Genomic DNA, 26,330 nt, shown 5'->3' with positions numbered 1-26,330 from the left:
AATCTGAATCCTGATAATTACTTAGTAATCTTAATTTTTCTGTTGTGGAATAACTAGAAACGAAAAACACCCCCTAGAATTGGCACTTTTATTATTTAAAGTGTCAACCCTAAAGGGTATTGTACGGTCTTCTTCCTGTTGCTTTTTCAATTTTTGAAAGTGGTCAATTAAACTTAGAGAATGAGTAGTAAAAGCAACTTGTATTCCAATATTACGTGCTTCACGCAACATAAAGTCTAGAAGTTTATTTTGCGCTGCAGGATGAAGAGCTGCATCTAATTCGTCAATTAATAATATTCCACCGCTAAAATTTTCTCCCATCTGATCTTTGAGATTCTTAAATGAAGCGAATGCAGCTATAATCTGATTTAAATCGTCTTGACCATTGGAATTCCCAAGTGGTCCATAATTTTTACTTTCGATACCTAAGCCATGTTTTCTTTGATTATCTGAAATTGACATACTAGCAAGACCATCAAATTCATCAAATGAATCAAAAATCTTTTGATAGTTTACTTTAAAGTAATTGATTTGTTCTTCAGAGAGTTTATTATGTTGAATCTCCACAGATTTCGATTCTCCTACTGGATATAATCTACTAAGCCCTAAATAGTAAGTTGGAAATTCTTGTTTTGCTTCTGTATTTCTTTCTGTATTCTTTTCGGGTATAATTCTAAATCTATCTACTACATAGCAAAAATCTTTACCATTCTCTTCAGCATTTTTAATGCTTAATTCTAGCCTATGCATTGCTTTTTTGGAAGTAATAGATTTTTTTAACTTTTTTGCTTCTTGAAGAGGGACTTTTTTACTTTGCCAGGTAGTACGAAAAGATAATTTTTTTGTGAATGGATAGGTATAATAATCTGATCCTTTTGGCAACTCTTCGAAATATATTGTAAGTGCATCTTTAATGCTAGCTATACTATCATGATTAATATCTCCCTTTACTATTTCAGCCCAATCTGCACGAAAAGCTCGTTCTTCTAAATTTGTTCCCATTGCTGTGGGAATTTGACCACTATTTCCTAATAGTGCGAGAATTTGAGATTTACCAACACCATTTTGGCCTGAAATACAGGTTAAATATTTACCAAGTTCAATATTTACATCTTCAAAGCGACGAAACTTATTTATCTTAATTCCACTAATATACATTTCTTGTTAACCTCTAAAATCCAAATTTTTAATTCTCTTTTCGAGAAAACCCTTGATAGCCTAAAACCAAAGATATAGTCCTTCACAGAGAACTTTTTATTTTTCAAATGCTAAAGCCCAAGTAGTTGTTTTTTCTTTACTTTAAATTCCTCTTCAGTAAGAATATTAGTATCTAAAAGTGATCTCAACTTTATAAGTTGTTCAATATCTGATTGAGATATTACTTGCTTTACTTCATAATTTGTTTTATGTACTTTTAACTGCTCATGAATTGAATCATTTTCTTTAATGATTAATCCAAGAAAAAGAGAACCTAATGAACTACAAATAGGGGTGATCCAGTAAGCAAATAAATTACTAATAAAATTAAAATGTTTTTGAATGCTAATATCTATATGTAGAGATGCGTTTATTAATACTGAAAATACTACAATACATAAGAAAATTAATTCCCACTTATTGTTATGCTTTAATCTTTTTTTGAGATCTTCTTTATTATCCATCTTCCCACGTCCTTTCTCTGGAGAGGGCTTTTTACTTATGGCATTCCAGGTTGTGAATCACGTTCAACCTCATCTTCTGCCGCCTGTCCTTTAGGCGTATTAGTTCCATCAGGGTTCATATATCCATTTTGAATAGCCCAATCTATTTGGCCTTGTACCCAAGCATCGGGAGAACCATCAGGATTAGATCCGGCAGCATGATCTTGACCTGGTAAGAGTGGGGCGCCGTTCGGATCATAACCACGTTCACGGTTGATTTCGCTTTGAGATTTAGTAATCCCAGTCTGTGTTCCTTGCTGTTGATTATTTGATGATTGGACGTTTTGTTGAGTATTAGGATTTTGACTATTAGCGATTTGCAAAGAACTTTGTTCGCTATTAGAGCTACTTTGGCTTTGCTTCTTTTCTGATTTTGCTTTTTCGTGGTGTTTAACAACTTTGGTAGATGAACTGCTACTAGTTGTAGATTTCTGCGATGAGGAGTTACCACATGCAGTAAGTGACATTCCTATAAGTGCAGTTACACAAATTAAGCCTATCTTTTTCATATTATTTTATCCCCAAGATTATTTCAGCTTTTAATGACATCAGTATTTGGTCATAAATTAATTATTTCACATAATATTCCCAAATTTTGTCCCTTACTACATCAGAAAGATAGTGAGGGACATGGAAAGCTTGCATAAAGTTTGCGCTATTAGCACATTGAATATCTGTATCCTGGCAGTAAAACGGGACTAAAAGTTTGATAGCACCGACATTTGCCTTATACTCAACTGATTCTTTACCAGTAAAACTAGCATGGTAGAACACCACATCCCCAACATCTCCATGAATGACATGAGCTAGTTCATGAGAAAATTGGAATATAATTTCTTCCGGCCTATGCCAATTAAGATTCATTACGACACGTCGATATTCATAACTACTACCAGGTGGAGTGTAAGGAGAGAAATGCTCCCATACGACATCAATTTTGTATTCCCTAGCTTTTTCTAATAGGTAATCGCAAACTTCTTCTGCTTGTTGATACAACATTACTTACCACCACGCAATAACCGTTTCATGTATTCCAGATCTTCTGGTGGAATTTGCCGGCCTTCGTAGGTGAAGACAGTATCTTCGTCTGCAAGGTCGGCTGTTTTTGTTTCTTTTGTATCTCGCCCTAAAAGGTAGTCAGTTGAGACATTGAAATAATCAGCTACTTTTGCAAGTTTATCTGATGATGGAACTGATTTTTTCCATTTATAAAGATAGTTTTTACTAAAGCCGAGGTCAGCTTCTACGTCCACAATAGACTTACCTTGTTTATCAGCTAGCCTCTTAATTCTGTCAAATACTGTAATTTCAGCCATAATATTAATCTTCCCTTAAACTAATAGTTCTCTATCTAAAAAGGTAGAAAAATATGTTGACATCTACCGAATAAGGCAATATACTTTACATTGTAAGTTAATGAATTAGCAAAGTCAAAACCTTAATTGATAATGTTTTCAACACTTTATATCTAACTATTAAGCTAATTTGTTAGCTTATTTTTATACACATAGTCTACCACCATTGGTAGATTTTAACAATAAAAATTAGAAAGTAGGTGAAGCTATGAGTGAGCTTTCTTACAAAGAAAGACTAAAAGTACAACTTATGCGTAATAGAGAACTTGGCTTAGAGCCATCATCGCAAAAAGCAATTGCTGAAAAATTTGGTTTAAGTCGAGTTTATGTAGGAACGGTAATTGAAAATCATCAACATGGTCCCAAAGCAGATGAGTGGCGGAAGAAGTTTGCTGCTTACGCTGGTATGGAGGAGGGATGAGAGTGATAGAGAAAAACAAAAAAGATAGTTCCGTTCAGATAAAAGAAGGAACTATCTATATCAACGCAGAGACGATTGTTTTTAAGCCGGGAGCTTTTATGGTTTATGCCGATCAACAAAATCAGGATTCTTCGGCAAGCCAGGAATAGGACCTATATGGACTCTACTTAATCGTTAGAATCTTTGAGGAATTAAAATGATTATTTTTTATGTTGCATTGATTGCAAGTATTCTAGGTAATTTTATAATGTGGAAATTTTTTCCTATGGTTGCACCTGGTTATACTGTCTGGACTATATTTGTTTGCTTTGTTACTTATATGGCTTTAACTCGCGTTTGATTTCAAGAAGTAGCTGATTGAAATAGAGTAAGTCTTTTTCATTAAGTTTTTTGCCATTTGCTAAATCGATAGTGAACTTATTTAAGGCATTTGCCGTATCTGTACTAATATACGGCAACATCAAGTAATACGAATCAACTATTTTTAGATTTTCATGTTTAACGGTACCTCTTGAGGCTTCAGCTACGTCATGTAGATATTGCTCAAAAATTTGTAACTTGTGCTGATAATATTCTTTTCGTGCGGTCTGTTTTTCATGGATTGAACTAAGCCAAACATCAAAACCTCGATTTATTAAAGTAACAATTATTGGAGAAAGTACAGTTCCTAAAACCAGAATCATTGCCCAAGTAGCGCTAACTATTATTTGATCTTTGATTATAATTCACCTCTTTTCATAAGAGATGGTTTAAGTATAGCAAAAGATAACTACTTGCTGGCACAGGTGGTTATCCGTAATTAAGAAGATTTACAGGTCTCATCGTTATAAATAAGGTAGGTGATTACTGATGGAAGCAGCCTTAGATGAACAAGATTATCAAACAATTACTAATGAAGTGCTCAAACGTATTAAGGAGCAGTATGATTTGGTGCCTAAACAATACAAACCAATGTTAATTAGTCTTAAAGAATTTCGTCATAAGTATGGTCATGATAAGTCGCCAGCTTGGTTAAAGTTGTACTTGTTACCCAAGATGCCAGGCGTTTATGGATTGAATGCTGGAAAAGGCCATCCAGTACGGATTGATATGGAAAAAGCTACACGCTGGTTAGCACAACATGAAGATAAAGTTGACTGGAATAAATCATTACCACAATAAGAGGTGATTAAGTGGCGTTTTTAATTGGATTGCCAATATTAATTATTGCAATGTGTTTGTTATATGCACTGGTGTATAGCTTGCTGTATGAGCGGAATAAATCATTACTACTGAAAGAGAAATATCGGAAGAAACATTAAAAAGAGGTGAAACAAATGACGTTAACAAAAATAGTTAATTCTAAGTTCTTAGCAATGCTGATGGGTGCTTGGATTACCTATTGTGCAGGCGTTGGCGACTATGGAGGCGCAATTTTTCTGCTGTTCTTCTACTCGCTAATGCTATGGAATTTAAACGCAAAAAAAGCCACCGGCGCTGGTAACACCGATGGCAATAAGTAACTAAGAAAAATATAACACTAAGGAGATTATACCACATGAAGGTATTAAGTAAACCTGAACAAGCAGCTACTAAAATACGTGAACAAAAGAAAAAATTAGGAACTTGCGTGTTTCTGATCCGCTTGACAATAAAGCAATTGATCTTTTTAAGTGGCTTACGCTATATGGTGAAGAACTCAATATTGCAATGGGTTGGAAAGGTCAGAACCAATAATGAAAAAAGTAACTGTTGTAGTTTCAATTAATCAGGAGGCACTCTAATGGCTCAAAGAAGAATGTTTAGTCAGAAAGTAACAGAGACAGATAAGTTCCTTGATATGGCACTTACTGCTCAATCACTTTATTTCCATTTGGGAATGAATGCTGATGATGACGGCTTTGTTGGTAATCCTAAGTCAATCAAACGTATGATTGGCGCTAGTGAGGATGATTTGAAGGCGTTGGTTGAGAAAGACTATTTAATTGTCTTTGATGATGGGGTAGTCGTCATTAAAGATTGGTTAGTTTCCAACTATGTTAAAAAGGATCGATACACCCCGACAATTTATACCGAAGACATGAAATTAATTGGTCTTGATAAGAATAAACGGTACCAATTTGTATCCGATTTGGAACCAGAACGGAACCAAGTTGGAACCGAAATGTCTCCAGAATGTATCCAAGATGGAGACAAAAAGGAACCAAACTGTATCCAAAGTGGTTCCAAAAATAAAAATCAAATTTCAAGTGAAAACTATCAATCTCAACAGGGACAAGGCTTTAAACCCATGGAACCAAATTGGAACCAGAATGGAACCGAAATGGATCCTCAGGTTAGGTTAGGTAAGGATAGAGTTAAGTTAAGTAAGAGTAAAGATAATTTAAATACTACTACTAGTACTACTCTTAATTCATATTATAAAAAGCTCGAATCCCCAAAATCACAAAATGAATTAAAAGCGTTCGTGAATGAACTTGGTGGTGATGTGGTAGCATTTGCCATCACTTCCATGTTTGAGAATGCGGATCGTCCAACATTTGCATACTTGCGTTCAATCTTAAATCGTTATCAACAACAGGGATTAACTAATCTTGCAGCAGTTCAACATGATAATGATGTTTATAACGGGAAGTCGGTTGTTGTCGCTGGCACTAAGCCAAAGATTCCTGTTTACAAGTTAGGAGAATAGAACCATGGAATTAAAGAACTACTTACGACACGAATACGTTGCTAAACGGCGACAGGGAGATCAAAAGATGTTAGAAGATCAGCTATTCGACATCATGCAAGTTAACTTGGCTCATCAATTACACGATAAAGGTCATTACAATCGGCTTTATCTGCCAATTGATATGGAAGCTCTGGGTTGTGATGACTTCGTGATGGAGCCTGAACTTTATCATTTGTTTGATCTTGGCATTGACGGGCGAAAAATTGCAGAGAAGTTAATTCATTTGATGAGACGCAATGGCTGGAAACTTAATTGTTACTGTGAAGATGGTCAAATGTTTATTGATGTGGAGGAGAAGAGTTATGAGTAAGAAGAAAGCTATTAATTTTGATTTATCGGAAATTGCAGATGGTGGCGTGCAAGTTAAGCTTAATCGGGCATTACAACAAGTAGCAGATAATATTCTTGATCCCAATACAGACCCAACTAAAAAGCGGAAGGTACAACTTAACATCACATTAGCTCCTAATGAAAAGCGGGACGCCTCTGATGTTACGGTTGAAGTTAAGACCACCCTTGCTCCAGAAGTAGGAGTGCCAACCACGATGCTTTTAGGTCGTGATATCAACGGAAAGGTTCACGTTAACGAGTTGAAGTCAGGCGTTAAGGGCCAAACTTACATCGATCCAGATGATGGTAAGGCCAAGACGGATACTGGCGAACCAGTTGAAGAAGTCGAAAAAGAAGAAAAGCGCAAAGTCATTGATTTGCAAAAGCAGGAGAACTAACTGATGCAAGAGCCAAATATTAATAAAACAGTTTTTGAGGGAGAATACAAAGGTCGACGAGTAATTATACGTGAAATGCGTCAATTTGCTGGAATACCTACTCCATTCTCATCACTTCAAGATTACTATTGTGGGTACGTTGAATTATTGCCAAGTGACTACTATTACAACCATTTATCAGAAACAGAATCATGCTTATCTGTATATGGAGGCATAACATGGACTCCTGAATATGGTAAATTAGCTGATCTGCCAAACGGTTGTTTCATTGGCTTTGATACCGCTCATGCTGGACAGCCTCCCTTTAGTCAGCAGACCGTCATGGATGACTGTATGGAATTAATTAAACAAATCATAAAACGAAACGAAGAGGAGAACTAACTTATGGAAACTAAGATTAACAGTGAATTAACCCAATTTGAACAACTCGTAAATGATGCTAACGGCAATCAGCTCATTACAGGTTTAAACGGCCGGCAGTATCTTCTTGATCACGATGGGGATGCAGCATTACTTAATGATCCAATCATTGCTCATCCCCTCCAATTGAATCAGTTAACTAGCTTGATTGAATGGCTGGAAAGTGAGACTCAAGCAATTTATGACAGTATCAAAATTCATGTTGTTAGTCCGACTAAAGTAGAGGTAGTGGGCGAGTTAAATGGTCATGGTCAACGTCCTTGTTTTGCTGAGGTTCGGGCAGTGATTGATAGTCTTAACTTAGAAAGTTACTTAGACCAGGAAAGCATGATCATCATGCTACAGTCACATTTTGAGGAGAATGACGACCGGAATATCATTCTGAAAGTTGTTAGCAACCTTCGTGATGAAAGCATTCACCAACAAACCGATGATGGTGTAAGCCAAAGTGTTCAGATTAATTCTGGTGTTGCTAGTGTTGATGAAGTGAAGGTACCGAATCCGGTTAAGCTAATTCCTTTCCGGACATTCCAAGAAGTTGACCAGCCAGCAAGTAAATTTATCTTCCGGATGCGTGAGGGGATGCAATCAGCATTATTCATGGCTGATAACAACCAGTGGCAAGTAGAGGCAAAGAATAATATTAAGAAGTACATTCAGCAACTAGAGCAAGGAACATTTGGCGAGATTAAGTATCCGGTGATTGCATAATGCGGACACGAATAATTTTTCATAACGGTCTTAAATTATCAGTACGAGAAACTACTAGGGAGATCATTAATCAATCCCTTTACGGTGACGAGATTATTGTTACTAGGTTTAATCTCGGTCACTTAGAGCGTTTTAAGATTGATTATGATGATATGGCCAAACTAGTTGCAATTGATGAATAAGGAAGCAAACCATGAAGATTAATCGACGAACTTTACATAAAATCCTTGTTGAGTATCAAAAATTAATGAAGAGCGATGAGAGAAGAAAAGTGTATTGGATTAATCGCTTAATGATGAAAGACCTAGCAAGAAGATTTGAGCTACCGTTCTATAAAGGAACAAAGTATCGTGGCAAAAAACACTGGTTAGCTAATTCTTCACTTTATTGGGAATTGAGAAAAATTGAAGAAAAGAGTGGTAATAATGAAATTAACTGAAAAGCAAAAGAATTGCTTTCATTGTCATTTTGAGCAAGGAGAGCTTGGGCTTGAATTTACTACTCATAATGGTAATAAAGCAAACTTATTTAAAAATCCAAATGGTTACTTTTTAGGAGTATGGAATACACACCATCACAGATTTATTGAAGAAATTAATATTGATTGCTGTCCTAAATGTGGGCGTCCGCTGAATAAGGAGGGTGAGTAATGACAAACGAAGAATTTATAATGATGGCAAAGTTAGAGGTTAAGAGATATACCTATGATAACGTTGCTAAAGATGGCACCTCACTCTTTCATGTTTATGTAGTTTGGCAAGCCAAGGTTTTACAGAATCACAAAGCTCTATTAGTTACTGATATTGAAGACGACCAGCATTATTACGAGGCAACTTACAATGGTGATAAGAAGCAATTGTACTTAGATATTTACAACAAACAAGAAAATAAAAGCTTTGAGGTGGAAAACTAATGAGCAAGCAACGAAAAAAACACCCAACAGTTGTATTGAGAGAACAACAGTATCGGCATTACCGTCGTAAAGCAATGACAACCCGTTTACATCACCGTCCACGTGTGAGAGCTTTACAAAAGGTTAAAGGTCTTAATGGTAAGAAATGTAGATTGTTTTATAGAATGTATGTTCAGAAAATGGGGATGAAGTAAATGACGGAACTATTAATTATCGGTGCTGTCTTAATTTTTACGGTTGGTTTTATCCTAGGAACTGTCCTATCGATAAAACAAGCAAACTTCGAGGAGCGACGAACTAATCAAGTGAGGAAATACAATGACAAGTAAACGAAAAGTACTTCAGCAATTATCAAAGGAGCGAAAGGATCTGTTAGGTAAGATAGACCAGCTAGCTCAATTTATTGTTAAAGAGGGACCAAAGCTTTCATCACCATTAGAATTAGCATTGCTAAATGCACAGCTAAGGTCAATGCAAGCTTATTTGGAAAGCCTAGATGCAAGAATTATCTATCTGAGGGATGAGCAATAATGGATCTTCAATCTTTTGCATTAATCTTTTCGGCAGTGTCATTGATTATTGTTCTAGTATTATCCAGATACTAAATAAAAAAGCGCACCACAGTCAATGGCACGCTCCTTCAAATTATCAAACATAAATATTATATCAAAACGGGGAGAGTGCTAAAAGTGGGGCTTTTGAAAGAATTAGATGTTGACGGAACTACTGATAATGTTCGCTATTTCTTTAAGGACGAATATGCACGCTTATGTCGCTTAGCAGGTGGAGGAATTAAGCTAACATCCCCACAAATTGACGGAATGCCAAGAGCAAGTGCTGCTGGTAATTCAATGGAAAATCAAATGGTTAAAGTTGCTAATTACCATCTCTTGGTTGAGACAATCGCTCAAGCACTCAACGCATGTAGTCTTAGAAGTAGGCGAATATTAATTGCTAAGTTTATTCAGAATAAAAAAGATTGGAAAGTAGCTAATCAAATTGGTTATGAAAAAACGCGCTACTATCATTACTTAAAAATTGCTTGTAGTGAGTTTGCGGATACACTGGAGAGATATACTAGTTTGCTCGGGGATGCTGACTTACTAGAAGATCTTCATGCATATAAGGACGAAAAAAGTGAACAACGAGTGAACAAACAGTGAACTATTAGTGAACTTCAAGCCCGTTTTTAAGTGCGAAAATGATATTGTCGGAAGGTTAGCGATGTAGCCTTGTGACCCCCAATTGTGCCTGAGCAAGCCTTTAACTACTCAAATTTAGGATTCTGGCTTTAAGGAAAGAGATTTCTATGCTTAATACCACACGGGATCTCTTGTTAAGCTTGAGTGTGGATCAGATGTTTGACTGACTGATGGGTCTGAGCCCCATAATCCACGTTGAGACTATCATTAACTAACTTCAAAATAAATTTACGGTAACGATTAAATTTGGTTTGTGCGTTTTGGAAGATCTACTTTAGATCATTAAATTTACATGCTACTCTGATAGTCTCGTAGCAACCGTGCTGTAATCAGCAGAAGAGTACGTAATCTAACTCAGCGGCTAAAGGATTACCGTATGAATGGACAACAATATCGTTACAGGAGTAGGCGGAAAACTACGACCGGGTGCGGTGATTGTATGGTCCTGATTATACTTAGGCTTCAAGGCTGTATGGGTGCGAAGCCCTACTAAGTTTTTATATCATGATTATCAGAAGAAAGGAGGCAAATTTGGCAGCTCCTTCTTCACCCGTACATTGATAATTATGGTATATAGCAGTGTAAACGAGTCGCACTGCTTGCTGAGGTCCAAGATGGGCACACAACCGGTCTCGTGTGGCAAAAGTGTGGTTTGAATCCACCTCTCAGCTTTATCACGGCAAACTTAACTATGATAGGAGATGAAAGCTCCTCTTTCGTAATTACATAGTACTTTTTTGTCTAAGCCGTGATTTAATACAGAGATGCAAAGAGTAACAGAATTCAAAAACGATTAGTGGATGCAAGCATTTCTGTATTATGCTGACGTAGCTCAATGGTAGAGTACCACAGTTGTTTCCGTTTCAACGTGGAGAAGGCGGTTCGATTCCGTCCGTCATCATTCAAGGCAAACCTACTTTTGAATTTATACGAAAGGAGAAAGCACTACTTACTCGTGTTTCTTCCATTAGCCTTGATTGTCCGAAGTGACGTTAAACTACATATACATCACTCAGGTCTAGTCAAATGACTAGGCTTTTTGTATTATGTTATCGGTGATGTATATGTTAGATATTAGTTACAGTGATATTAGGAAAATGTTGTTAGATGCTCGTGAATTAGCGACAGGTGCTAAGGATATTAGATTGACAGGCAAACTAATAGATATTCAAGGCGTTTTGTATGACTTGTTAGAAGAAAACAAAGAATTGAAAGATAAAATAAAACAACTCGAAAATAATAAAGCCTTAGAAAAACGTCTCATTAAAATTGGAAGATTTTGGAAAGACCCCGAAAGGATATATTTATATTGTCCAAGATGTTATGCTAATGGTAAATTAGTGGCCTGTGATCCTATAGATAACACAATAATTGGTGATGTTTATGAATGCCCTAATTGTAGATTCACTAGCTCTAATCCATATAAAAGGTGATTAAGGTGAATTGCATTTATTTTTATTATGAACGCGATTCTGTTTTGCCTGTTATATTAGCACAGCAAGATGGCTATTCGTTAGTTACTGTGAGCGAACTGGCAAAAGGGCTGAAAAAAGGAACCAGAATTTACGTTCAAATAGGTGATAAAATTTTTGCTACAAGAGCATATGGGAAGTCAGCTTAACGGCTGGCTTTTTTATTTGGAGATAATTATGAGAACAACTAAAAACTGGGGCTTTACTAACAGTGAAGCCGAATTGCATATGTTAGCTCATGCTGAACGCACTAGGAAACGATTAGCAAAGAAAAAGCCGACAGGTCAACGCTTGCCGGCTAAATTTATACTCAAAAAGATTTGATTTTCTATTGTTGTTTATATGTTAATAAGGTATAATATAAATGTAGTCAGGAAAGGAATTAGCTACTCCTGACGCGACTACAGCGATCCGGCGACAGCCTTTCTATCCGGATGGAGGCGAGTTCAATGGATGAAAGAGTATATCTGGAAATATGAGGATGCTATTATCGTTAATGCTCTCGTGGCAATATCAGTTGCAAGTATTAACTTTGCAATTGCATATGCGATAATAAAAAAAGCTAATCGCAAGTAGCGACTAGCAGGCATTAAATACTTTCCGGATCGCAAGGGGACGAGAGGTTAGGAGCTCTTGTCCTTTTGCATATACAGTATACCATATTAATGTTAGAAGGTCGATGTTATGGTTAGTGAAGCACAACAAAGGGCCAAGAAAAAGTGGGACGATAAGAACAAGGATAAGAACCGGATATATCGTTACCGTTCATACGCTCGTAAGTTTATCCGTGATTTGGCTACTGACGACGACTTGAAAGAATTAGACGAACTAATACATAAAAGATTAAATGATTAAGGCGATAGCGACTGGCTACCGTCTTTTATTTTGCCCTCAATGTATAAACATCCCCATAAAACTATTTGGGGTCGGCTAGGCAACAAAAAATGGGAATCACCTCCCAAGTAAATTGTGAGGAGGTGATTCCCATGAATTCATTAAACTTTACTCTACTAATCTTATTACTTATTTTAATTGAGGTCAAGAAGTAAGCCGACCCCAAGGAGGCGCTTGCCTCTTGCGAGTCAAGCGCCTCTACTGCAACAAAGATCTTTATAATCCATACATAGTAAAAAGGGGGATGCTATCAATGCCAAGATATAGAAGATGTAGACAACCCGATTGTCATGCAATGGTACAGTTCCCTAATCACTATTGTACTCAACACTTTGAGCATGAGGCAGAGTACTTAGCCAATCGTCAACGGTGGGCACGTAAGCATAGAGAACAGTACCAACATAAAGAGCGACACTATAACCATCACTATAATATAGTTACTCGTAATCGTAATGATAATAGAAGTGAACAGTATAAGTTCTATCGGAGTAAGCAGTGGGTTGATTTAAGACAAGCAACACTTAATCGTGATCACTACTTATGTCAGTATTGCAAAGCTTATGGTAAGCTGACACCAAACAGTAAGACTGTGGATCATATAGTTCCTATAGCTTATGACAGTACTATTAGAGCTGATCAAGGGAACCTGGCGACTATCTGTCGAGAGTGTCACCGATTAAAAACACAGTGGGAACAATATTATTATGGAACTGCTCAAAACATAGCCAAAAAGGATGTCACTGAAATCCACGATATCCACCGGATAGTAATCTTAATGCACCAGAAATAAAAACATCCCCCCGGTAGGGTAGCTTAGAAGAGAGCGGCACACAATGTCATTGTTTTTTACGCAGACGGTATTTTTGAGTTTTTTACCCCAGGGGGGCTAAAAGGAATGAAAGGAGGCTCAAATTGTGGTGAAAAAGGTCTATTATCAGCAGAATAACGGGCATTTGCCGCCTAAACCACCGCATTATTTGGGCACTCTAGCGAGCTCGTGTTGGCGTAAAATCGTGCCCTTTTTAGAAAGCACGGGACGAGTTCAGCGAATTGATGTTGGACTTGTTGAACAATATTGTGCTAACTATGAGATTTATCGCAATGCATATCAAGATATTAACGAAAATGGAATTCAAGTGAAGATATTTCATTCATTGCAAGATTCAACCGGAAAAATTATCGGTAAAGACTTTGTAGGTTTTCGTAAGAATCCGGCAGTAGCAACAATGAAAGATGCGATTAATCAGCTTAATTCAATTGGTATTCAACTCGGCTTATCACCAAAGAGTCGACAAGAATTAATGCAGATTGCTAGTCATAAGAAAGAGAAGTCAATGGCAGAACAGCTTAAGGAGGCAGGACTTGTATGATTGATTTAACGCAGAGTCATGATGTGCTTGGTGCATATCACAGTATTGATTTTAATGGTATTCGTAAAAAATATGCTGACCCAGCCACTGAATATGCCTTTAATGTTCTTAATGAAAAAGTAATGACTGGTTACTTGATGAAGCTAGCTTGTTTTCGGCACCTTCGGGATTTACAACGAGTAGAGAATGAAGAATTTGAGTTTTACTATGATGTTAATGAGGTCGATAAGATCTTAAAGTTCGCTGCTATTGCTCCTAATGTTGATACAGGTAAGCCAACAAAGCTAATGGATTGGCAAAAGTTTATCTTTGCAATGCTATTCGGCTGGCGTGATAGCTTAGGAACAAAGCGATTTACACGGGTAGTTTTATCTGTGGCTCGTGGTCAAGGTAAATCTTACCTAATGGCTATTTACATGTCTTACTCATTCTTAATTGAATCGATGGGATTATCTAACCAAGATTTTCTGGTAACTGCCGAAAACTATGATCAAACCGGTAAACTATATGGATACATTGCTAATATGCTTAAAAGTATTATTGATCAGCAACCAGTTTTTAAGAAACTTGCTGAAGAAGATGATCTGGTTATTCATGAACATACTGGAATCTCAATGCGAAAATTCAATAACAATCTTAGACCGCTATCGTTTAATGCTGGTAAGTATGACTCTTATCACTTTACGACAGCGGTTTTTGATGAGGTGGGGAATATTAAGACTCGGGAAGGAACTAAAAAGATTGTTTCCGGACAAGTTAAGGTTCCTAACCATCAATATATTGAAATCTCAACTTCTTATCCAGATCCCTCGGTTCCGTTTCATGATGAGCAGAAAATGATTCAGCAGGCGATGGAACAGGATTTTAGCCGAGAAGCCGATCGAACTCTTGGCCTTATTTGGGCGCAGGATAGTTTAGACGAGACTTTTAAAGAGGATGCATGGATTAAGTCTAACCCTTTGCTGGGTTTGCCTAGTCAGCATGATGTTCTATTAGATGGTCTTCGTGATAAACGTGATGCTGATATGCTTGCGGGGACAGTTGACGACTTTCAGAACAAGAACCTTAATCTTTGGCTACAAGAAGCCACCAATAGCTATTTGAAGCTGTCAGACATTGAACGAGCAATTATTCCTAGTTTTGATATTCGTGGTCGTGACGTTTATATCGGTTTTGACTACTCAATGTTTAGCGATAATACTGCAATTGCTTTTGTCTATCCTTACCAAGATGAGAATGGTAATCAGAAATGGCACATTGAGCAACATAGTTTCATTCCTTGGGAAAAAGCCGGCTCAATTCAAGCTAAGGAAAAGCAAGATGGAATTGAATATCGTGAATTAGCTAGGAAAGGCTACTGTACAATTACCAGTCACCCACAAGGACTGATTAATGATGATCAAGTTTATAACTGGTTATTGACCTATGTTGAAGAGAATAATCTAAATGTAATTTTCTTTGGCTATGATGCTTGGGGTGCAACAAATGCTATTAAGCAAATGGATATTAATACTGATTATCCACTAGAGACTATTCGGCAACGAACAAGTGAATTAAAAAATCCAACAAAGTTCTTGCAGAAATTATTTGTTGAAGGTAATTGTAGTCGATTAAACGACAAGATCATGGAGAAAGCCTTGATTAATGCTGAAATTTACGAAGATAAAATTGGTATTCAGGTCGATAAGGCTAAGGCAACACTTAAAATTGATGTGGTCGATGCAATTATTGATGCGTTATATCAGGGGATGTATCACTTTGAGGACTTTGGAATTGCTAACGATAAGTCAAAGCAGGTTGACCGGATGACAGCCGAACAGGTTAAAGCATGGTTTGAAAATAAGGATAGTGGTTTACTTGATAACTGATTTTTTTAAGCTTATTTGGAAGTATTTTGATGTTTTATGTTTTTTAGCAGCAATCATTTTCGCTGTGTGGGGATGTTTCTTGTTAAGTTTTACTGCTGGAATTTTTAGTATTGCGGTTAGCTTGGTCATTATTGGTTATCTATCGGAGAAGATAGCTAACCTTCAATGAAAGGAGGTGAATGCTATTGCCGTTATTTAATCAGAAAGTTAGCCCAGGCTTGGCAATTAGTGACGATACTGATATTCTGCATTTTCTTAATGTAGATGGGGCTAATAAGTATGTTGATGCTAGAACCGCGCTCCGGAATTCTGATATCTATTCCATTGTGTTTCAACTAAGCGCTGATCTTGCTAACGGTAAGTTATTGGCAAATATGCCACGTGCCCAGGGTATTCTACGGAGCCCGACTCAGACAAGTAATGCACATGCATTTTGGCAATCAATGTATGCGCAATTACTTTTAGGCGGCGAGTGTTTTGCTTATCGTTGGCGCAATCAAAATGGAATCGACATGACATGGGAGTACCTGCGACCTTCGCAAGTTACTCCTTTTTTACTAGAGGACGGATCCGGGCTGATTTACAACATCAATTTTGATGAACCAGAAGTTGGTGTTATGGAGTCTGTGCCGCAATCAAACCTCATCCATATCCGTTTGTTGTCACAAAATGGTGGTAAAACAGGAATTAGTCCCTTGTCAGCGTTGGCTAATGAGTTACAGATTAAGGATCAGTCCAATAAGCTGACATTAAGCGCACTTGGACGTTCTATCATTGCACCAGGGGTTTTACGTATTCAGCACGGTGGTTTACTTAGCGATGAGGAGAAGGCTTCTCGCTCTCGGCAATTTATGAAACAGACTACTGCTTCTGACAATGGGCCAATTGTATTAGATGACTTAGAAGAGTACACGCCGCTAGAAGTTAAGTCGAATGTGGCTCAACTACTAAACCAAGTAACGTGGACTTCTGCTCAAATTGCTAAGGTCTATGGTGTTTCAGACTCTATCATCAACGGACAAGGGGACCAGCAATCATCTATTCAGATGATGGGTAATGCTTACGTTAAATCATTATCTCGGTATGCTAAAGCAATCACCGGAGAATTAAATAATAAGCTTAATGCCAACATCACTTTGGACTTGCGGTCTGCAATTGATCCATTAGGTGATGAGTATGCTTCTACAATTGCTAACTTACAGAAGAACGGGACACTTGGTGCTAATCAAGCAGCTTGGTTATTGCAACAAGTCGGATACCTACCAGATGATATGCCTGAAAAAGAAAAAGCAACTACTCAACTGCAACCAGTTGGTTCTGATAATCAATTGAAGGGAGGTGAAGAAGATGACAATGAAGACAGTGAAAATCACAGGTGACATTGTGGATAATAATACGGCTAGGTTTTATCAATGGTTTGGCATGGATGCTACTTCACCAGCGGCAATTGATGAAATCTTAAATAATGGTAATACAGACCCGGTAGAGGTAATTATTAACTCTGGCGGTGGGGATGTGTTTGCCGGTAGTGAGATTTATTCCATGCTTCGAAATTATGCAGGAGATGTAACAGTTAATATTATGGGGATTGCCGCATCTGCTGCTAGTGTAATCGCAATGGCCGGAAATACTGTTAGTATGTCTCCAACCGCTCAGATGATGATTCATAAAGCCTGGTCATATCAAGAGGGGAATGCTGATGATCATAATCATGAGTCACAGGTATTAGCTTCAATTGATAGTTCCCTTGTTAATGCTTATGTAGATAAAACGGGGATTGATCGTAATGATATCCTCCAGATGATGCAAAATGAAACCTGGATGACAGCACAGGATGCCGTAGACAAGGGCTTTGCTGATAAGATTATGTTCCAGGATGACAAGCAACTACAAATTGCTAATTCTCTTGGCCACACACTTCCTAAAAAAGACGCGGTTAAAAAATTTATGACAATGATTGCTGAGTTCAAAGATTCAGAGAAGCCTACGCCAGCAATCAAGAATCAAATTAAAGATAATGAAGAAAAGTCAGCTCCTAGTCTAAGAGATCAGAAGTTGGCTATTTTATTTGGAAAGGATGATAACCATCATGAATATTAATCAACTTAATGATGCTTGGATTGCAAAGGGTCAAGCAGTATCAGACTTAAACGCCAAGCTAAATGCGGCAGTTCTTGATGATAATTTTGCCAAGGATAAGTTTGCAGAACTAAAGGCTAAGCGTGACAACCTGTCTGCTCAACGTGATGCTATTAAGGGGCAACTCGATGAAGCACGGGCTGCCGAAGCTCTTCGGATGAGCAATGATAATAAGAAGCTCTTGAGCAAGGAAGAAAATAATCTTAAGAATAAGTTTGTCAATGATGTTAAGGCAATGCTTCACGGCCGTTTTGACGCTATTTCTTCTGATGCCATGATTGACGATAATGGGAACGGTGGCTTTGGCTTAACTATTCCGCAAGATATTCAAACGGCGATTCATGCTCTTATTCGTTCATTTGCTACCTTGCAAAACTATGTAAATGTTGAACATGTTTCAACTAACCGTGGTTCTCGTGTGTATGAGAATGAGAATGACATTAAACCAATGGTCAAAATGGACGAGGGGGCAACAATCCCTGGTGCTGATGTAGCTAAGTTGCATATCATTAAGTATCTTATTAGTGATTACGGTGCTCTATATACATTAACTAATGATTTGCTTAACGATACTGCAGAAAACTTATTATCATACTTAACCACTCAAATTGCCAAGAAAGACGCTCTGACTCGTAACCTTGCAATTATTGATGTAATGAACAAAGCACCTAAGAAGCCAACAATTACGAAGTTTGATGACATTAAGGATTTATCTAATAACACCCTTGATCCATTAATTGAAAATACCTCTATTTTCTTAACTAATCAATCTGGTTATAATGTCTTGTCAAAGGTAAAAGATGCAGAAGGCCGTTACTTAATTCAACCTGACCCAACACAATCTGACCGCTACCTCCTTAATGGTAAGGTAGTTGTTCGAGTCGCTGATAAGTGGTTGCAAGACATTAACGGTTCGCACCCACTGTACTTTGGGGACTTCAAGCAAGCTATTACCCTTTTCGACCGTCAAGATATGCAAATCTTGGCCACAAACATTGGTGGTGGAGCATATGAAACTAATACTTATAAAGTTCGGGTTATTGATCGTTTCGATGTTCAAGCAACTGATACGGGCGCTATGGCAGTTGGTTCCTTTAAGACAGTTGCCAACCAGCAAGCAACCACTCCAGAAGATTCTGGTAAGACTGCCTAATTGAAAGTGAGTGATCATCATGAGTGATGAAACATCCAGCCTTGATAAGCTGGTACCACGAGTACGTGAAATGCTCTATCTTGATGACGATAGCGATGATCAGTTACTAAACTCATACGTCAAAGCGGCAACCTCATTTATCCATAATGCGATTGGTGAAGACGTTAACGGCTTTTATGATGATTCACGAGTAGTGTCGTTAGTTGATATTGCTGTTATGTCATTAGCGGGAACTTACTACCAAAATAGATTAGCTTTGTCTGACGTACAAACATATACGGTTGATTTAACTGTAAATAGCATTATTGGTCAATTACGTGGCTTATATAATACTTTTACTGAAAAAGGGGATGACGATAATGGCAAGAAGTAGTTATCGTTATCCTCTTTATCGTATGCGTCATAAAGCTCAATTTGGTTCTATTAAAAGTCATCAGAATAAGATGGGTGTTAATGTCTCTAGCTTTGTTGATGAATTTACTCTCCACTATGCCAAAGTTAATTTGAGCATTTCACAAAGATATGGTGCAACAGGTTTAACTTTAGAGCATTCAACCATCATTGCCATTCGCCACAATAACAAAGTTAAAGAGCCAATGTTAGTGAAATTAGCAGATGGCATTCTCTATACCATTACAAACATTTCAGCTAATAACGACAACTACCTTTCTTATGACTTGCTTACCTTAGAAAAACATATGAAAGGTGGCGGTGGCGCTAATGGCAGAAATGGATGAATTCCTTGAGAATTGGCTTAAAAAAGTCAAAGCAATCAGTATTGATTTAATGCCAAAAGATCAAGAAAAGATTACTGCAGAAGGTGGTAAAGTTTTTGAAGAGAAATTGACACAAATTACTCGGCAAAAGCACTACTCAAATCACGATGATAAGAAGTACGGCCACGCAGCTGATCATATTGCTGTTATGAATTCTGATGTAGATGGTGATCATAATGGCGCTGTTACTGTTGGATGGGATAATCGTTACCATGCGATGAATATGATGCGCTTGAATGATGGCTATAAAGGATATACTGCTGATCATTTTGTTACTAATCTAATCCAGGATAGCAACGTTTCTAACGCGGTGTTAGAAGCACAGTCAGAAGCATATCAACGATTTCTTGATCAGAAAGGGGATGAGGATTAATGCTTGCTGTTTTACGTGCTCAAAGTTTACTTATGGGCATGAAAGATAGTGTGCTGGACGAAGTATATACGAATAATCTTCCAGCAGAAGAAGTTGATGATTCAACTCGATCTGTTGCATTAATTACTGATGTTCGTTCTGATCTAGCATTGCCTGGTAATGATGATTTTCATGCCCAGAACAAAGAAGTTGAAATTCAAATTTATTACAAACTTGATGGGGATGACCCTGACGAGTTTGAAACTAAGTTAAAACATTTATTTATTCAAAATGGGTGGTCGATGGTTGATGATCGTGGCCATACAGTTGACTCGGAAACTCAGCAATTAACTGCGACATTTTATTTTGTGTTTTTTGAAGTTGAAAATTAAGAAAGAAGGAATAATTAATGCTATTACATGGTATTTCCACTGCATGGATTGCGGTTAAAAGCCAAGATGGTAAAACCCTGGCCAAGGGTGATACAGGTTTATCACAAAATGGCTTACTAGAATTAGATCATTCAGTCCTTGGGGTAGCTAGTGCTGAATTAAAGGGCCTAGATGGTTCTAAGCTTGAAAAGATTTCGGGTAATAACTCTATCCAATTCTCATATGCCGATCCGCTTAACCCAACTTGTTCGCTTACGGTCAATAGTTTATCTATGGATGTTTTAGCTAAGATCGTAGGGATGGAAAAACAAGGTGGAGGTTGGCAAATGAAAGATAATAAGCCAACTACGGCTTTAATTGTTAAAGCACCATCGTTGGTTTCAGATGCGTTTGTTTACTTCTGCTTCCCATCAGGTAACTTCTTAATGGGTGATAAGAAGCTGGATTCTGATAGTGATTCCAAGAAGACACCAGTAACAGATGCTCTTTCCTTTGCAGCAGTTGATGATCCAAATATTAATGATATGTACCGAATTTACAGTACTGTTGATTCGGATTGGAAAGATGAACAAACAATGTTTGAGGAATTGTTCCCAGACTATAGTGCAACTACTCCACAACCTGCACAGAAATAATTATTTTAAGTCGCCGTTGAAAATCACAATACATAAATAAGTGTACGAAAGCGTTCAAAATTAAGCGCAATCGTACGCTTTTAATATGGGCGGCTATTAGAAAGGAAAAATGTTATGCAAATCTATGTTAAACAACTAAAGCGGAAGTTTAATATTCCAACTTCCCATAAGAATATGCGTCGTGTTCTTGTTATGCAGAAGTTTTTTGCGTCAATGAACAATGTTAAAGGAAAAACTGCTGAACAAATTTTTGATCTTCAAATTAAGGCAATGGATGAAGCAGATAAGTTCTTAAAAGTCGTCTTAAATCTGAAAGACAAGGAGATCGATCGTTTAGACAGTGAAGTTAACGAAGAAGGTAAGGATGCTACCGTTGATGTTGTTGATTATGTGTGTCAACGGCTAATGGGCCAAACCGATAAACAAATTGCTGAAGAAAAGAAGCGGGTCCGTGAAAGCCCAAAAAAGTAAATTGGAAAAAGCATGAATGGGAGTTACAAAATCAAATAGAAGATTTTGACCTAAATGCTAAGTACGCCATTGAACAGTTTGGTTGGAGTATTGAAACTTTCGATAATGCTGACTACTACCGGTATAACGAAATTATGAAGGCTAAAGAACATAAAGAACGGCCGGCGGATCCATTAGCAGCAATTGCTGGAATTCGAATGGCTCAAACAAAAAGGAAAGGAGGCGTAAAGCGTGGCTAAAGTTAGTAATGTGATGGCGACAAAGGTTGCTCTTGATATGGTTGAGGCAAGTAGTGCCGTTAAAAATTTAACCACTTTAGTTAACAGCCATACTCAGGCATGGAAAGCTCAAACTGCTGCTTTACGTTCAGCGGGTGACTACGTTGGGGCGGCTAAAGCTAAATATGAAGGTTTGGGTAATGCTATTAGCGCTCAACGAGAAAAGATTGAAGCCTTAGAACGTAAGCAGTCAGAAATGAACAATATTGATAAAAAGACCGCAGAGCAATACATGGAACTACGGTCTAAACTTAACCAATATCGTTCAGAAATGGATAAACTTGATACTTCAACTGCTAAAGGAGAGGCACGTTCTAAAGAGCTTGCTGAGCAAATCGCAAAGACTAAAGAGCAATTAAATGGGTTAGACACTGGTACAGTTAAATCTGCTGAACAATTCCTTAGATACGGCCAGCAGGTTGACCGTGCTAAAGCAAAGCTAGCTAGCCTAGAAGCTCAACAACAAAGAGCTGCTCAACAGATTGATGTTGAAAACAGTGGTGTAATTCGCTTAACTGCTTCAATGCGGACACAGGCTGCATTAGCTACGGCTACCGCTGAACGTCTCCGCTCAGAAGGTAATAGTTACCAAGCAATGGGTGTTGAAGTAAACGGATTACGTGCCAAGCTTGATAGTCTACGTCAGATTCAATCGCGAGAAGCAGAATTATTAGCAAGTACTAAAGCAAGATCCGGTGAAACATCTGAAGCCTATATGAGACAAGCAACTCGGGTAGAGGAATTAGGAACTAAAATTCAAGAAACTCGTTCAAAACTTAATGAATTAAACGAGACAATGAGTAAAACGCCCCATGGGTGGTTAGCTGGAGTATCTGCTCGTTTAGATAATATTCAAGGCAAGGCAGATCGAGTATCAACCTCCTTTGGCCGAATTTTTGGTGCAACGGCAGCAGCTAATATGTTTACTGGTGCTTTAGGATCTGTTCAAGCAAGAGTTGGAGACTTAACTAAAGCAGGTATTGATTATAATATTGAACAAAATAAGATGGTAGCCACTTGGACTACTCTTACTGGTTCTGCTAAAAAGGCTGGTCCATTAGTTGACTCTATTAACAATATGTCAAAGGCTACTGGTCAGAATGTTGATATTGTTAATGAACTTGAGCAAGGGTTCTATCACTTGAATTCTAGTAAAAAGCAAGCTGATGGAATGACAAGTTCATTGCTTAATATGGCTGATGCAGTTGGGCTAAATGGTGATCAAATTAAAGCCGTCGAACAAGATATGGTTCATGGAATGGCAACAGGTAAGATTACTCAGGGAGAGTTAAACCAAATCGGTTCATATTTCCCAATGATTGATGAAGCAATGGCCAAACACTTTAATACAACTGTTGCTGGGATGCGTCAAATGGCATCTGCTGGTAAGATTAGCGCAAAAGATTTACAAGAAGTTTTTGAGCAGTTAGGGAATGGAAAGTATAAGGAAGCTGCCGAAAATATGATGAATTCATATTTTGGGGTTTTCCGGACAATCCAGTCTAGGACACCTCAACTAGTTGGAGATATCACCAAACCATTTATGAATATCAGTAATCCTTTCCTTAAATCTGTGCGAAACTGGGTTAATGATAAATCTACAGACGCTGAGTTTACTAAACTTGGGAATCAAATGGCCCGCTCCATGAATCAGATTATTAGTGCGTTCGGAGGCACTAATGTTAGTGCAACCAAATTGATGGATAACGCTATTCGTGGTTTAACCGCTGGTGTACAAAAGTTTGGGGATATTGTTTCAAGTCACCATACTCAAATTGCCAATTTCTTTAGTGCTTTTAAGACTGGTTCGGCAGCACAAGCTAAGATTTTTGCATCTGTTTTTATGGACTTATCAAAAGTTATGCTTCCAGTCCTTGATACAATGGCGAAATTTCCTAAAACTAGTGCTGCTTTAATTACAAGCTTTCTTCTAGCTTCAAGAGCAGTTAAAACTCTTCAAGCTGGCATTAAGGGACTAGAAACTATTAAGACGGTAAGTAGAGTAATCGGGACATTTGGTCAAAAGATTAAAAGTATTCCTAACAGAAAAATTACTAAGATACAAGTTGATGGAGCACAATCAACACGTGATTTACAATCCTACAGTAATCGCTTAGAACGAATCCCTAAAACGAAGCGCACAGTGGTATCTGCTTCTACTACCCAAGCTAATAGAAATTTAGGTGCAGTTCAGAGGCAAGTTCAACGTGTTCCTAGAGCAATTAACGTTCGTGCTACTGCTAATACTGCACAGGCTGTTACTAGCATTGCACGTGTTGGTACCACGTCTCAAACAGCAGCCACTCTCTCAAGAACTTCATTTACATTAATCGGGACCTCAGCAAAAATTGCTTCAACTGGATTAAGCCTCATCGGTGGACCCGCTGGAGCAATTATGCTAGTTATTCAAGGATTTCAATTACTTTATCAGCACTCGGCTAAATTCCGTAAATTTGTTGATGGAATTGCCGATGCTGCAAAATCAATGGCCAGTAAAGTTGGCCGTTGGTTTGGTAATATGGCTACTTCTGCTGGTAAGCATATCAATAGAATGGCACAATCTGCTAAGCGCGGTTGGAATAATATTAATCGTACTTCTCAGCAGTCAAGCCAACGAGAAATTAGGCTTCACAATCAAATGGCACAACGTAATCAACGTGCTGCTCAACAAATGTGGTCTAGATTGAGCCGATCATGGCTTCAAGGATGGAATCTAAACAATCGATTAACGCGTCAAGGGGTTCAACAACAGATTCAACAGCACAGAAGAATGTCTACAAGGATTGCTGTATTTAACACGCAACTTTGGAATCGTTCAAGGCAAGCCTTTACTAAAGGCTGGAATGATCTGCGTAATTCGACTAGAAATGGTACGGATAACATTAATAATGAATTTAACCGAATGAAGGTTGCTGTAGGTCAAAGAGCTCAGCAAGTAATGAATGATGCTAAGAACCATTTCCAACGAGGATATTCAGATATTAAATCTAATACATCTGGTTGGCGTGGTGACATGGCTAATATTTGGAGCGATACTCGTGGAAAGATTAGTAACATTGCTGATAATTTACGCGGGGACGCAACTAATAAATTTTCGGATATGCATTCTAAATTGAATGATCTAACTGACAACGGTTTAGGGAGAATGCACGACGCTTGGCATAATCGCTTAAAAGGAATTGCGGAAGTTGTTACTAATTCAGGTGGGCATATCTTTAACCAGTTTAAAAACGTGTTGAATAATCTAGCTAAACCATTTGAATCCTTAATCAACGGGATTAAAGATGGCGTTAACTGGATCCTTTGAAACCTTCATGTTACCGGCTAAACGTAATATGCTTTTTCCTCTACAAAAGGGGGATGAAGTTCTTGACGGTGAGCGTTCTCATCAGTTGGCTACGATGATGCAAATGCCAATTCCTCATGCAAATGGTGCAATTGGCGATTTCTTTAGTGGTCTATGGAATGGAGCTAAGGAACTTGAAGATATTGCAGAAGATGCCTTAAAGAATGTTGTTGGTTTTGGTAAATCACTTTTCACTCACTTTGTCGCTAATGTAACCCCTAAGAGTACTGATTCGCTTAATGGTGGTTTGAAACTTAATTTACCTGGATTTTATGCCGAACATTTAAAAGAATGGATGAAAAAGCAATTGGATGATTTAGGCTCAGATACTCCTAAAAATGGCAATTGGGCTCCGGTTGTTAAAAAGGCATTAAGGAAAAATGGTTTGCCTGATAGTGAGGCGTACGTCAATGCATGGCTAAAACAGATTCAGACAGAATCAGGAGGTAACCCCAAAGCAGTCCAAGGAAATATTGGTGATATCAATAACGCTACTGGAGATTTAGCCAAAGGGTTAGTTCAAACAATTTCAGCCACTTTCAATGCCTACAAATTTCCTGGCCATGGAAACATATTTAATGGATATGACAATTTGCTTGCTGGTATTGCCTATGCTAAAGCTAAGTATGGTGCAAGCGGTATGTTATCTGTTATCGGTCACGGACATGGCTATGCTAATGGTGGTATTGCAACTACTCCATCCATCTTTGGGGAAGCTGGACCAGAAATGGCTATTCCGCTAGACACTATGAAGTCAACACGAGCTTGGCAGCTATTGCGTCAAGTAGTTAATTACTATTCTGGTGAGCAAACGACTAACAACAATAAAACTACTCTTGTTGATCTGTCAAAAGTTGAAAAGAAATTTGATACTGTCTTAGCACAGAATGCAGCATTGATTAATGCAATCGAACGCTTAATCGGTGTGACTGATTCAGCTAATAATCCAACTGCTCGTTATCGACGAACGCAACGTGATATTAATTTAGCTCAAGCACAATCGTTAACAGGGATTTAAAAG

The 26,330-nt window shown here is 37.8% G+C and carries 40 protein-coding genes, 1 tRNA gene and 1 pseudogene; 36 read left to right on the top strand and 6 right to left on the bottom strand.

Features of this window, described 5'->3' with window-relative positions:
- Positions 1-30: 30 nt before the first annotated feature.
- The 5 genes from CBG10_RS02550 to CBG10_RS02530 all read right to left on the bottom strand — a co-directional run bounded on the left by CBG10_RS02550 (position 31) and on the right by CBG10_RS02530 (position 3,007).
- Positions 31-1,158: an ATP-binding protein gene (locus tag CBG10_RS02550; RefSeq protein WP_094511568.1), complete on the bottom strand. Its 1,128-nt coding sequence runs from the start codon at positions 1,156-1,158 to the stop codon at positions 31-33.
- Between the two features lie 110 nt (positions 1,159-1,268).
- Positions 1,269-1,661 (bottom strand): SHOCT domain-containing protein, encoded by a 393-nt coding sequence (locus tag CBG10_RS02545; protein ID WP_094511566.1) that lies wholly within the window; start codon positions 1,659-1,661, stop codon positions 1,269-1,271.
- 35 nt (positions 1,662-1,696) lie between these two features.
- Positions 1,697-2,209: a hypothetical protein gene (locus tag CBG10_RS11430; protein WP_225361546.1), complete on the bottom strand. Its 513-nt coding sequence runs from the start codon at positions 2,207-2,209 to the stop codon at positions 1,697-1,699.
- A 61-nt stretch (positions 2,210-2,270) separates the two neighbouring features.
- Positions 2,271-2,699, bottom strand: coding sequence for an ImmA/IrrE family metallo-endopeptidase (locus tag CBG10_RS02535; RefSeq protein ID WP_094511564.1), 429 nt, complete (start codon positions 2,697-2,699; stop codon positions 2,271-2,273).
- Entirely contained in the window at positions 2,699-3,007 is a 309-nt protein-coding gene (locus CBG10_RS02530) for a helix-turn-helix domain-containing protein (RefSeq protein ID WP_066035391.1), read from the bottom strand. Before CBG10_RS02530 ends, CBG10_RS02535 begins: the two co-directional genes overlap by 1 nt.
- A gap of 256 nt (positions 3,008-3,263) precedes the next feature.
- Between CBG10_RS02530 and CBG10_RS02525 the strand changes: the two genes are divergently transcribed.
- Positions 3,264-3,476, top strand: a complete 213-nt coding sequence (locus CBG10_RS02525) for a hypothetical protein (protein WP_066035366.1) — start codon at positions 3,264-3,266, stop codon at positions 3,474-3,476.
- 2 nt (positions 3,477-3,478) lie between these two features.
- Positions 3,479-3,625, top strand: coding sequence for a hypothetical protein (locus CBG10_RS11130; protein WP_156249893.1), 147 nt, complete (start codon positions 3,479-3,481; stop codon positions 3,623-3,625).
- Between the two features lie 162 nt (positions 3,626-3,787).
- Here the strand turns inward: CBG10_RS11130 and CBG10_RS02520 are convergent, their stop codons facing one another.
- Entirely contained in the window at positions 3,788-4,159 is a 372-nt protein-coding gene (locus tag CBG10_RS02520; protein WP_094511563.1) for a hypothetical protein, read from the bottom strand.
- A gap of 166 nt (positions 4,160-4,325) precedes the next feature.
- On the opposite strand from CBG10_RS02520, the gene CBG10_RS02515 reads away from it, so the two are divergent.
- From CBG10_RS02515 to CBG10_RS02355, 34 genes and pseudogenes are all read left to right on the top strand, one after another.
- Positions 4,326-4,637, top strand: a complete 312-nt coding sequence (locus CBG10_RS02515) for a hypothetical protein (RefSeq protein WP_094511562.1) — start codon at positions 4,326-4,328, stop codon at positions 4,635-4,637.
- A 155-nt stretch (positions 4,638-4,792) separates the two neighbouring features.
- Entirely contained in the window at positions 4,793-4,978 is a 186-nt protein-coding gene (locus tag CBG10_RS02510; RefSeq protein WP_094511560.1) for a hypothetical protein, read from the top strand.
- A gap of 260 nt (positions 4,979-5,238) precedes the next feature.
- On the top strand, positions 5,239-6,147 hold the full coding sequence (locus CBG10_RS02500) for a DnaD domain protein (protein ID WP_094511557.1): 909 nt from the start codon (positions 5,239-5,241) through the stop codon (positions 6,145-6,147).
- Between the two features lie 4 nt (positions 6,148-6,151).
- Entirely contained in the window at positions 6,152-6,499 is a 348-nt protein-coding gene (locus tag CBG10_RS02495; RefSeq protein ID WP_094511555.1) for a hypothetical protein, read from the top strand.
- The gene (locus tag CBG10_RS02490; RefSeq protein WP_094511553.1) at positions 6,492-6,917 is read left to right on the top strand and encodes a replication terminator protein; all 426 of its coding nucleotides are present in this window, start codon (positions 6,492-6,494) and stop codon (positions 6,915-6,917) included. Before CBG10_RS02495 ends, CBG10_RS02490 begins: the two co-directional genes overlap by 8 nt.
- A 3-nt stretch (positions 6,918-6,920) precedes the next feature.
- Positions 6,921-7,298 (top strand): hypothetical protein, encoded by a 378-nt coding sequence (locus CBG10_RS02485; RefSeq protein ID WP_094511552.1) that lies wholly within the window; start codon positions 6,921-6,923, stop codon positions 7,296-7,298.
- 3 nt (positions 7,299-7,301) lie between these two features.
- A complete protein-coding gene (locus tag CBG10_RS02480) occupies positions 7,302-8,048 on the top strand; it encodes a hypothetical protein (RefSeq protein WP_094511550.1) in 747 nt (248 codons plus the stop codon).
- The gene (locus CBG10_RS02475; protein WP_094511548.1) at positions 8,048-8,230 is read left to right on the top strand and encodes a hypothetical protein; all 183 of its coding nucleotides are present in this window, start codon (positions 8,048-8,050) and stop codon (positions 8,228-8,230) included. The genes CBG10_RS02480 and CBG10_RS02475 overlap by 1 nt, the downstream gene beginning before the upstream one ends.
- Before the next feature lie 11 nt (positions 8,231-8,241).
- Positions 8,242-8,487: a hypothetical protein gene (locus tag CBG10_RS02470; RefSeq protein WP_094511546.1), complete on the top strand. Its 246-nt coding sequence runs from the start codon at positions 8,242-8,244 to the stop codon at positions 8,485-8,487.
- A complete protein-coding gene (locus CBG10_RS02465) occupies positions 8,474-8,698 on the top strand; it encodes a hypothetical protein (RefSeq protein ID WP_094511544.1) in 225 nt (74 codons plus the stop codon). Before CBG10_RS02470 ends, CBG10_RS02465 begins: the two co-directional genes overlap by 14 nt.
- Positions 8,698-8,961 (top strand): DUF6275 family protein, encoded by a 264-nt coding sequence (locus tag CBG10_RS02460; RefSeq protein WP_094511543.1) that lies wholly within the window; start codon positions 8,698-8,700, stop codon positions 8,959-8,961. The genes CBG10_RS02465 and CBG10_RS02460 overlap by 1 nt, the downstream gene beginning before the upstream one ends.
- A complete protein-coding gene (locus tag CBG10_RS02455; protein ID WP_094511542.1) occupies positions 8,961-9,155 on the top strand; it encodes a hypothetical protein in 195 nt (64 codons plus the stop codon). The genes CBG10_RS02460 and CBG10_RS02455 overlap by 1 nt, the downstream gene beginning before the upstream one ends.
- Positions 9,156-9,290, top strand: a complete 135-nt coding sequence (locus tag CBG10_RS11680) for a hypothetical protein (RefSeq protein WP_003663731.1) — start codon at positions 9,156-9,158, stop codon at positions 9,288-9,290.
- Positions 9,280-9,492, top strand: a complete 213-nt coding sequence (locus CBG10_RS02450) for a crAss001_48 related protein (protein WP_094511540.1) — start codon at positions 9,280-9,282, stop codon at positions 9,490-9,492. Before CBG10_RS11680 ends, CBG10_RS02450 begins: the two co-directional genes overlap by 11 nt.
- A gap of 158 nt (positions 9,493-9,650) precedes the next feature.
- Positions 9,651-10,124, top strand: a complete 474-nt coding sequence (locus CBG10_RS02445; RefSeq protein WP_179225387.1) for an ArpU family phage packaging/lysis transcriptional regulator — start codon at positions 9,651-9,653, stop codon at positions 10,122-10,124.
- Between the two features lie 860 nt (positions 10,125-10,984).
- Positions 10,985-11,064 (top strand) — tRNA-OTHER (locus tag CBG10_RS02440).
- Between the two features lie 163 nt (positions 11,065-11,227).
- On the top strand, positions 11,228-11,596 hold the full coding sequence (locus CBG10_RS02435; protein ID WP_086143453.1) for a prefoldin domain-containing protein: 369 nt from the start codon (positions 11,228-11,230) through the stop codon (positions 11,594-11,596).
- Positions 11,597-11,812: 216 nt separating this feature from the next.
- Positions 11,813-11,959, top strand: coding sequence for a hypothetical protein (locus CBG10_RS11125; protein ID WP_167810077.1), 147 nt, complete (start codon positions 11,813-11,815; stop codon positions 11,957-11,959).
- 129 nt (positions 11,960-12,088) lie between these two features.
- Entirely contained in the window at positions 12,089-12,211 is a 123-nt protein-coding gene (locus CBG10_RS11675) for a hypothetical protein (protein ID WP_255316930.1), read from the top strand.
- Positions 12,212-12,319: 108 nt separating this feature from the next.
- Complete coding sequence (locus CBG10_RS11120; RefSeq protein WP_003663929.1) at positions 12,320-12,490, top strand: hypothetical protein; 171 nt, start codon at positions 12,320-12,322, stop codon at positions 12,488-12,490.
- A 292-nt stretch (positions 12,491-12,782) separates the two neighbouring features.
- On the top strand, positions 12,783-13,319 hold the full coding sequence (locus tag CBG10_RS02420; protein ID WP_094511535.1) for an HNH endonuclease: 537 nt from the start codon (positions 12,783-12,785) through the stop codon (positions 13,317-13,319).
- Positions 13,320-13,443: 124 nt separating this feature from the next.
- On the top strand, positions 13,444-13,899 hold the full coding sequence (locus tag CBG10_RS02415; protein WP_094511533.1) for a phage terminase small subunit P27 family: 456 nt from the start codon (positions 13,444-13,446) through the stop codon (positions 13,897-13,899).
- On the top strand, positions 13,896-15,767 hold the full coding sequence (locus CBG10_RS02410) for a terminase large subunit (RefSeq protein WP_094511532.1): 1,872 nt from the start codon (positions 13,896-13,898) through the stop codon (positions 15,765-15,767). The genes CBG10_RS02415 and CBG10_RS02410 overlap by 4 nt, the downstream gene beginning before the upstream one ends.
- Positions 15,748-15,936: a DUF1056 family protein gene (locus CBG10_RS02405; RefSeq protein WP_225361493.1), complete on the top strand. Its 189-nt coding sequence runs from the start codon at positions 15,748-15,750 to the stop codon at positions 15,934-15,936. Before CBG10_RS02410 ends, CBG10_RS02405 begins: the two co-directional genes overlap by 20 nt.
- Positions 15,937-15,952: 16 nt before the next feature.
- Positions 15,953-17,146, top strand: a complete 1,194-nt coding sequence (locus tag CBG10_RS02400) for a phage portal protein (RefSeq protein ID WP_094511529.1) — start codon at positions 15,953-15,955, stop codon at positions 17,144-17,146.
- The gene (locus tag CBG10_RS02395) at positions 17,115-17,867 is read left to right on the top strand and encodes a head maturation protease, ClpP-related (RefSeq protein WP_094511527.1); all 753 of its coding nucleotides are present in this window, start codon (positions 17,115-17,117) and stop codon (positions 17,865-17,867) included. Before CBG10_RS02400 ends, CBG10_RS02395 begins: the two co-directional genes overlap by 32 nt.
- Positions 17,857-19,059, top strand: coding sequence for a phage major capsid protein (locus CBG10_RS02390; protein WP_094511526.1), 1,203 nt, complete (start codon positions 17,857-17,859; stop codon positions 19,057-19,059). Before CBG10_RS02395 ends, CBG10_RS02390 begins: the two co-directional genes overlap by 11 nt.
- A gap of 19 nt (positions 19,060-19,078) precedes the next feature.
- The gene (locus CBG10_RS02385; RefSeq protein ID WP_094511524.1) at positions 19,079-19,432 is read left to right on the top strand and encodes a head-tail connector protein; all 354 of its coding nucleotides are present in this window, start codon (positions 19,079-19,081) and stop codon (positions 19,430-19,432) included.
- A complete protein-coding gene (locus CBG10_RS02380; protein WP_094511523.1) occupies positions 19,419-19,796 on the top strand; it encodes a phage head closure protein in 378 nt (125 codons plus the stop codon). The genes CBG10_RS02385 and CBG10_RS02380 overlap by 14 nt, the downstream gene beginning before the upstream one ends.
- Entirely contained in the window at positions 19,780-20,208 is a 429-nt protein-coding gene (locus tag CBG10_RS02375; protein WP_094511522.1) for a hypothetical protein, read from the top strand. Before CBG10_RS02380 ends, CBG10_RS02375 begins: the two co-directional genes overlap by 17 nt.
- Positions 20,208-20,579 (top strand): DUF806 family protein, encoded by a 372-nt coding sequence (locus CBG10_RS02370; RefSeq protein ID WP_094511520.1) that lies wholly within the window; start codon positions 20,208-20,210, stop codon positions 20,577-20,579. Before CBG10_RS02375 ends, CBG10_RS02370 begins: the two co-directional genes overlap by 1 nt.
- A gap of 17 nt (positions 20,580-20,596) precedes the next feature.
- Complete coding sequence (locus tag CBG10_RS02365; protein WP_094511519.1) at positions 20,597-21,214, top strand: phage tail protein; 618 nt, start codon at positions 20,597-20,599, stop codon at positions 21,212-21,214.
- 114 nt (positions 21,215-21,328) lie between these two features.
- Complete coding sequence (locus CBG10_RS02360; protein ID WP_094511518.1) at positions 21,329-21,685, top strand: phage tail tube assembly chaperone; 357 nt, start codon at positions 21,329-21,331, stop codon at positions 21,683-21,685.
- Positions 21,686-21,937: 252 nt separating this feature from the next.
- A pseudogene (locus CBG10_RS02355) lies at positions 21,938-26,327 on the top strand (tape measure protein).
- The last annotated feature ends 3 nt before the right edge of the window (positions 26,328-26,330 follow it).

It is taken from the genome of Limosilactobacillus reuteri (assembly GCF_002254085.1).
Classification (GTDB): domain Bacteria; phylum Bacillota; class Bacilli; order Lactobacillales; family Lactobacillaceae; genus Limosilactobacillus; species Limosilactobacillus reuteri_K.
The sequence above is the reverse complement of the archived record's forward strand: the minus strand, read 5'-3'. Positions and strand labels throughout refer to the sequence as shown.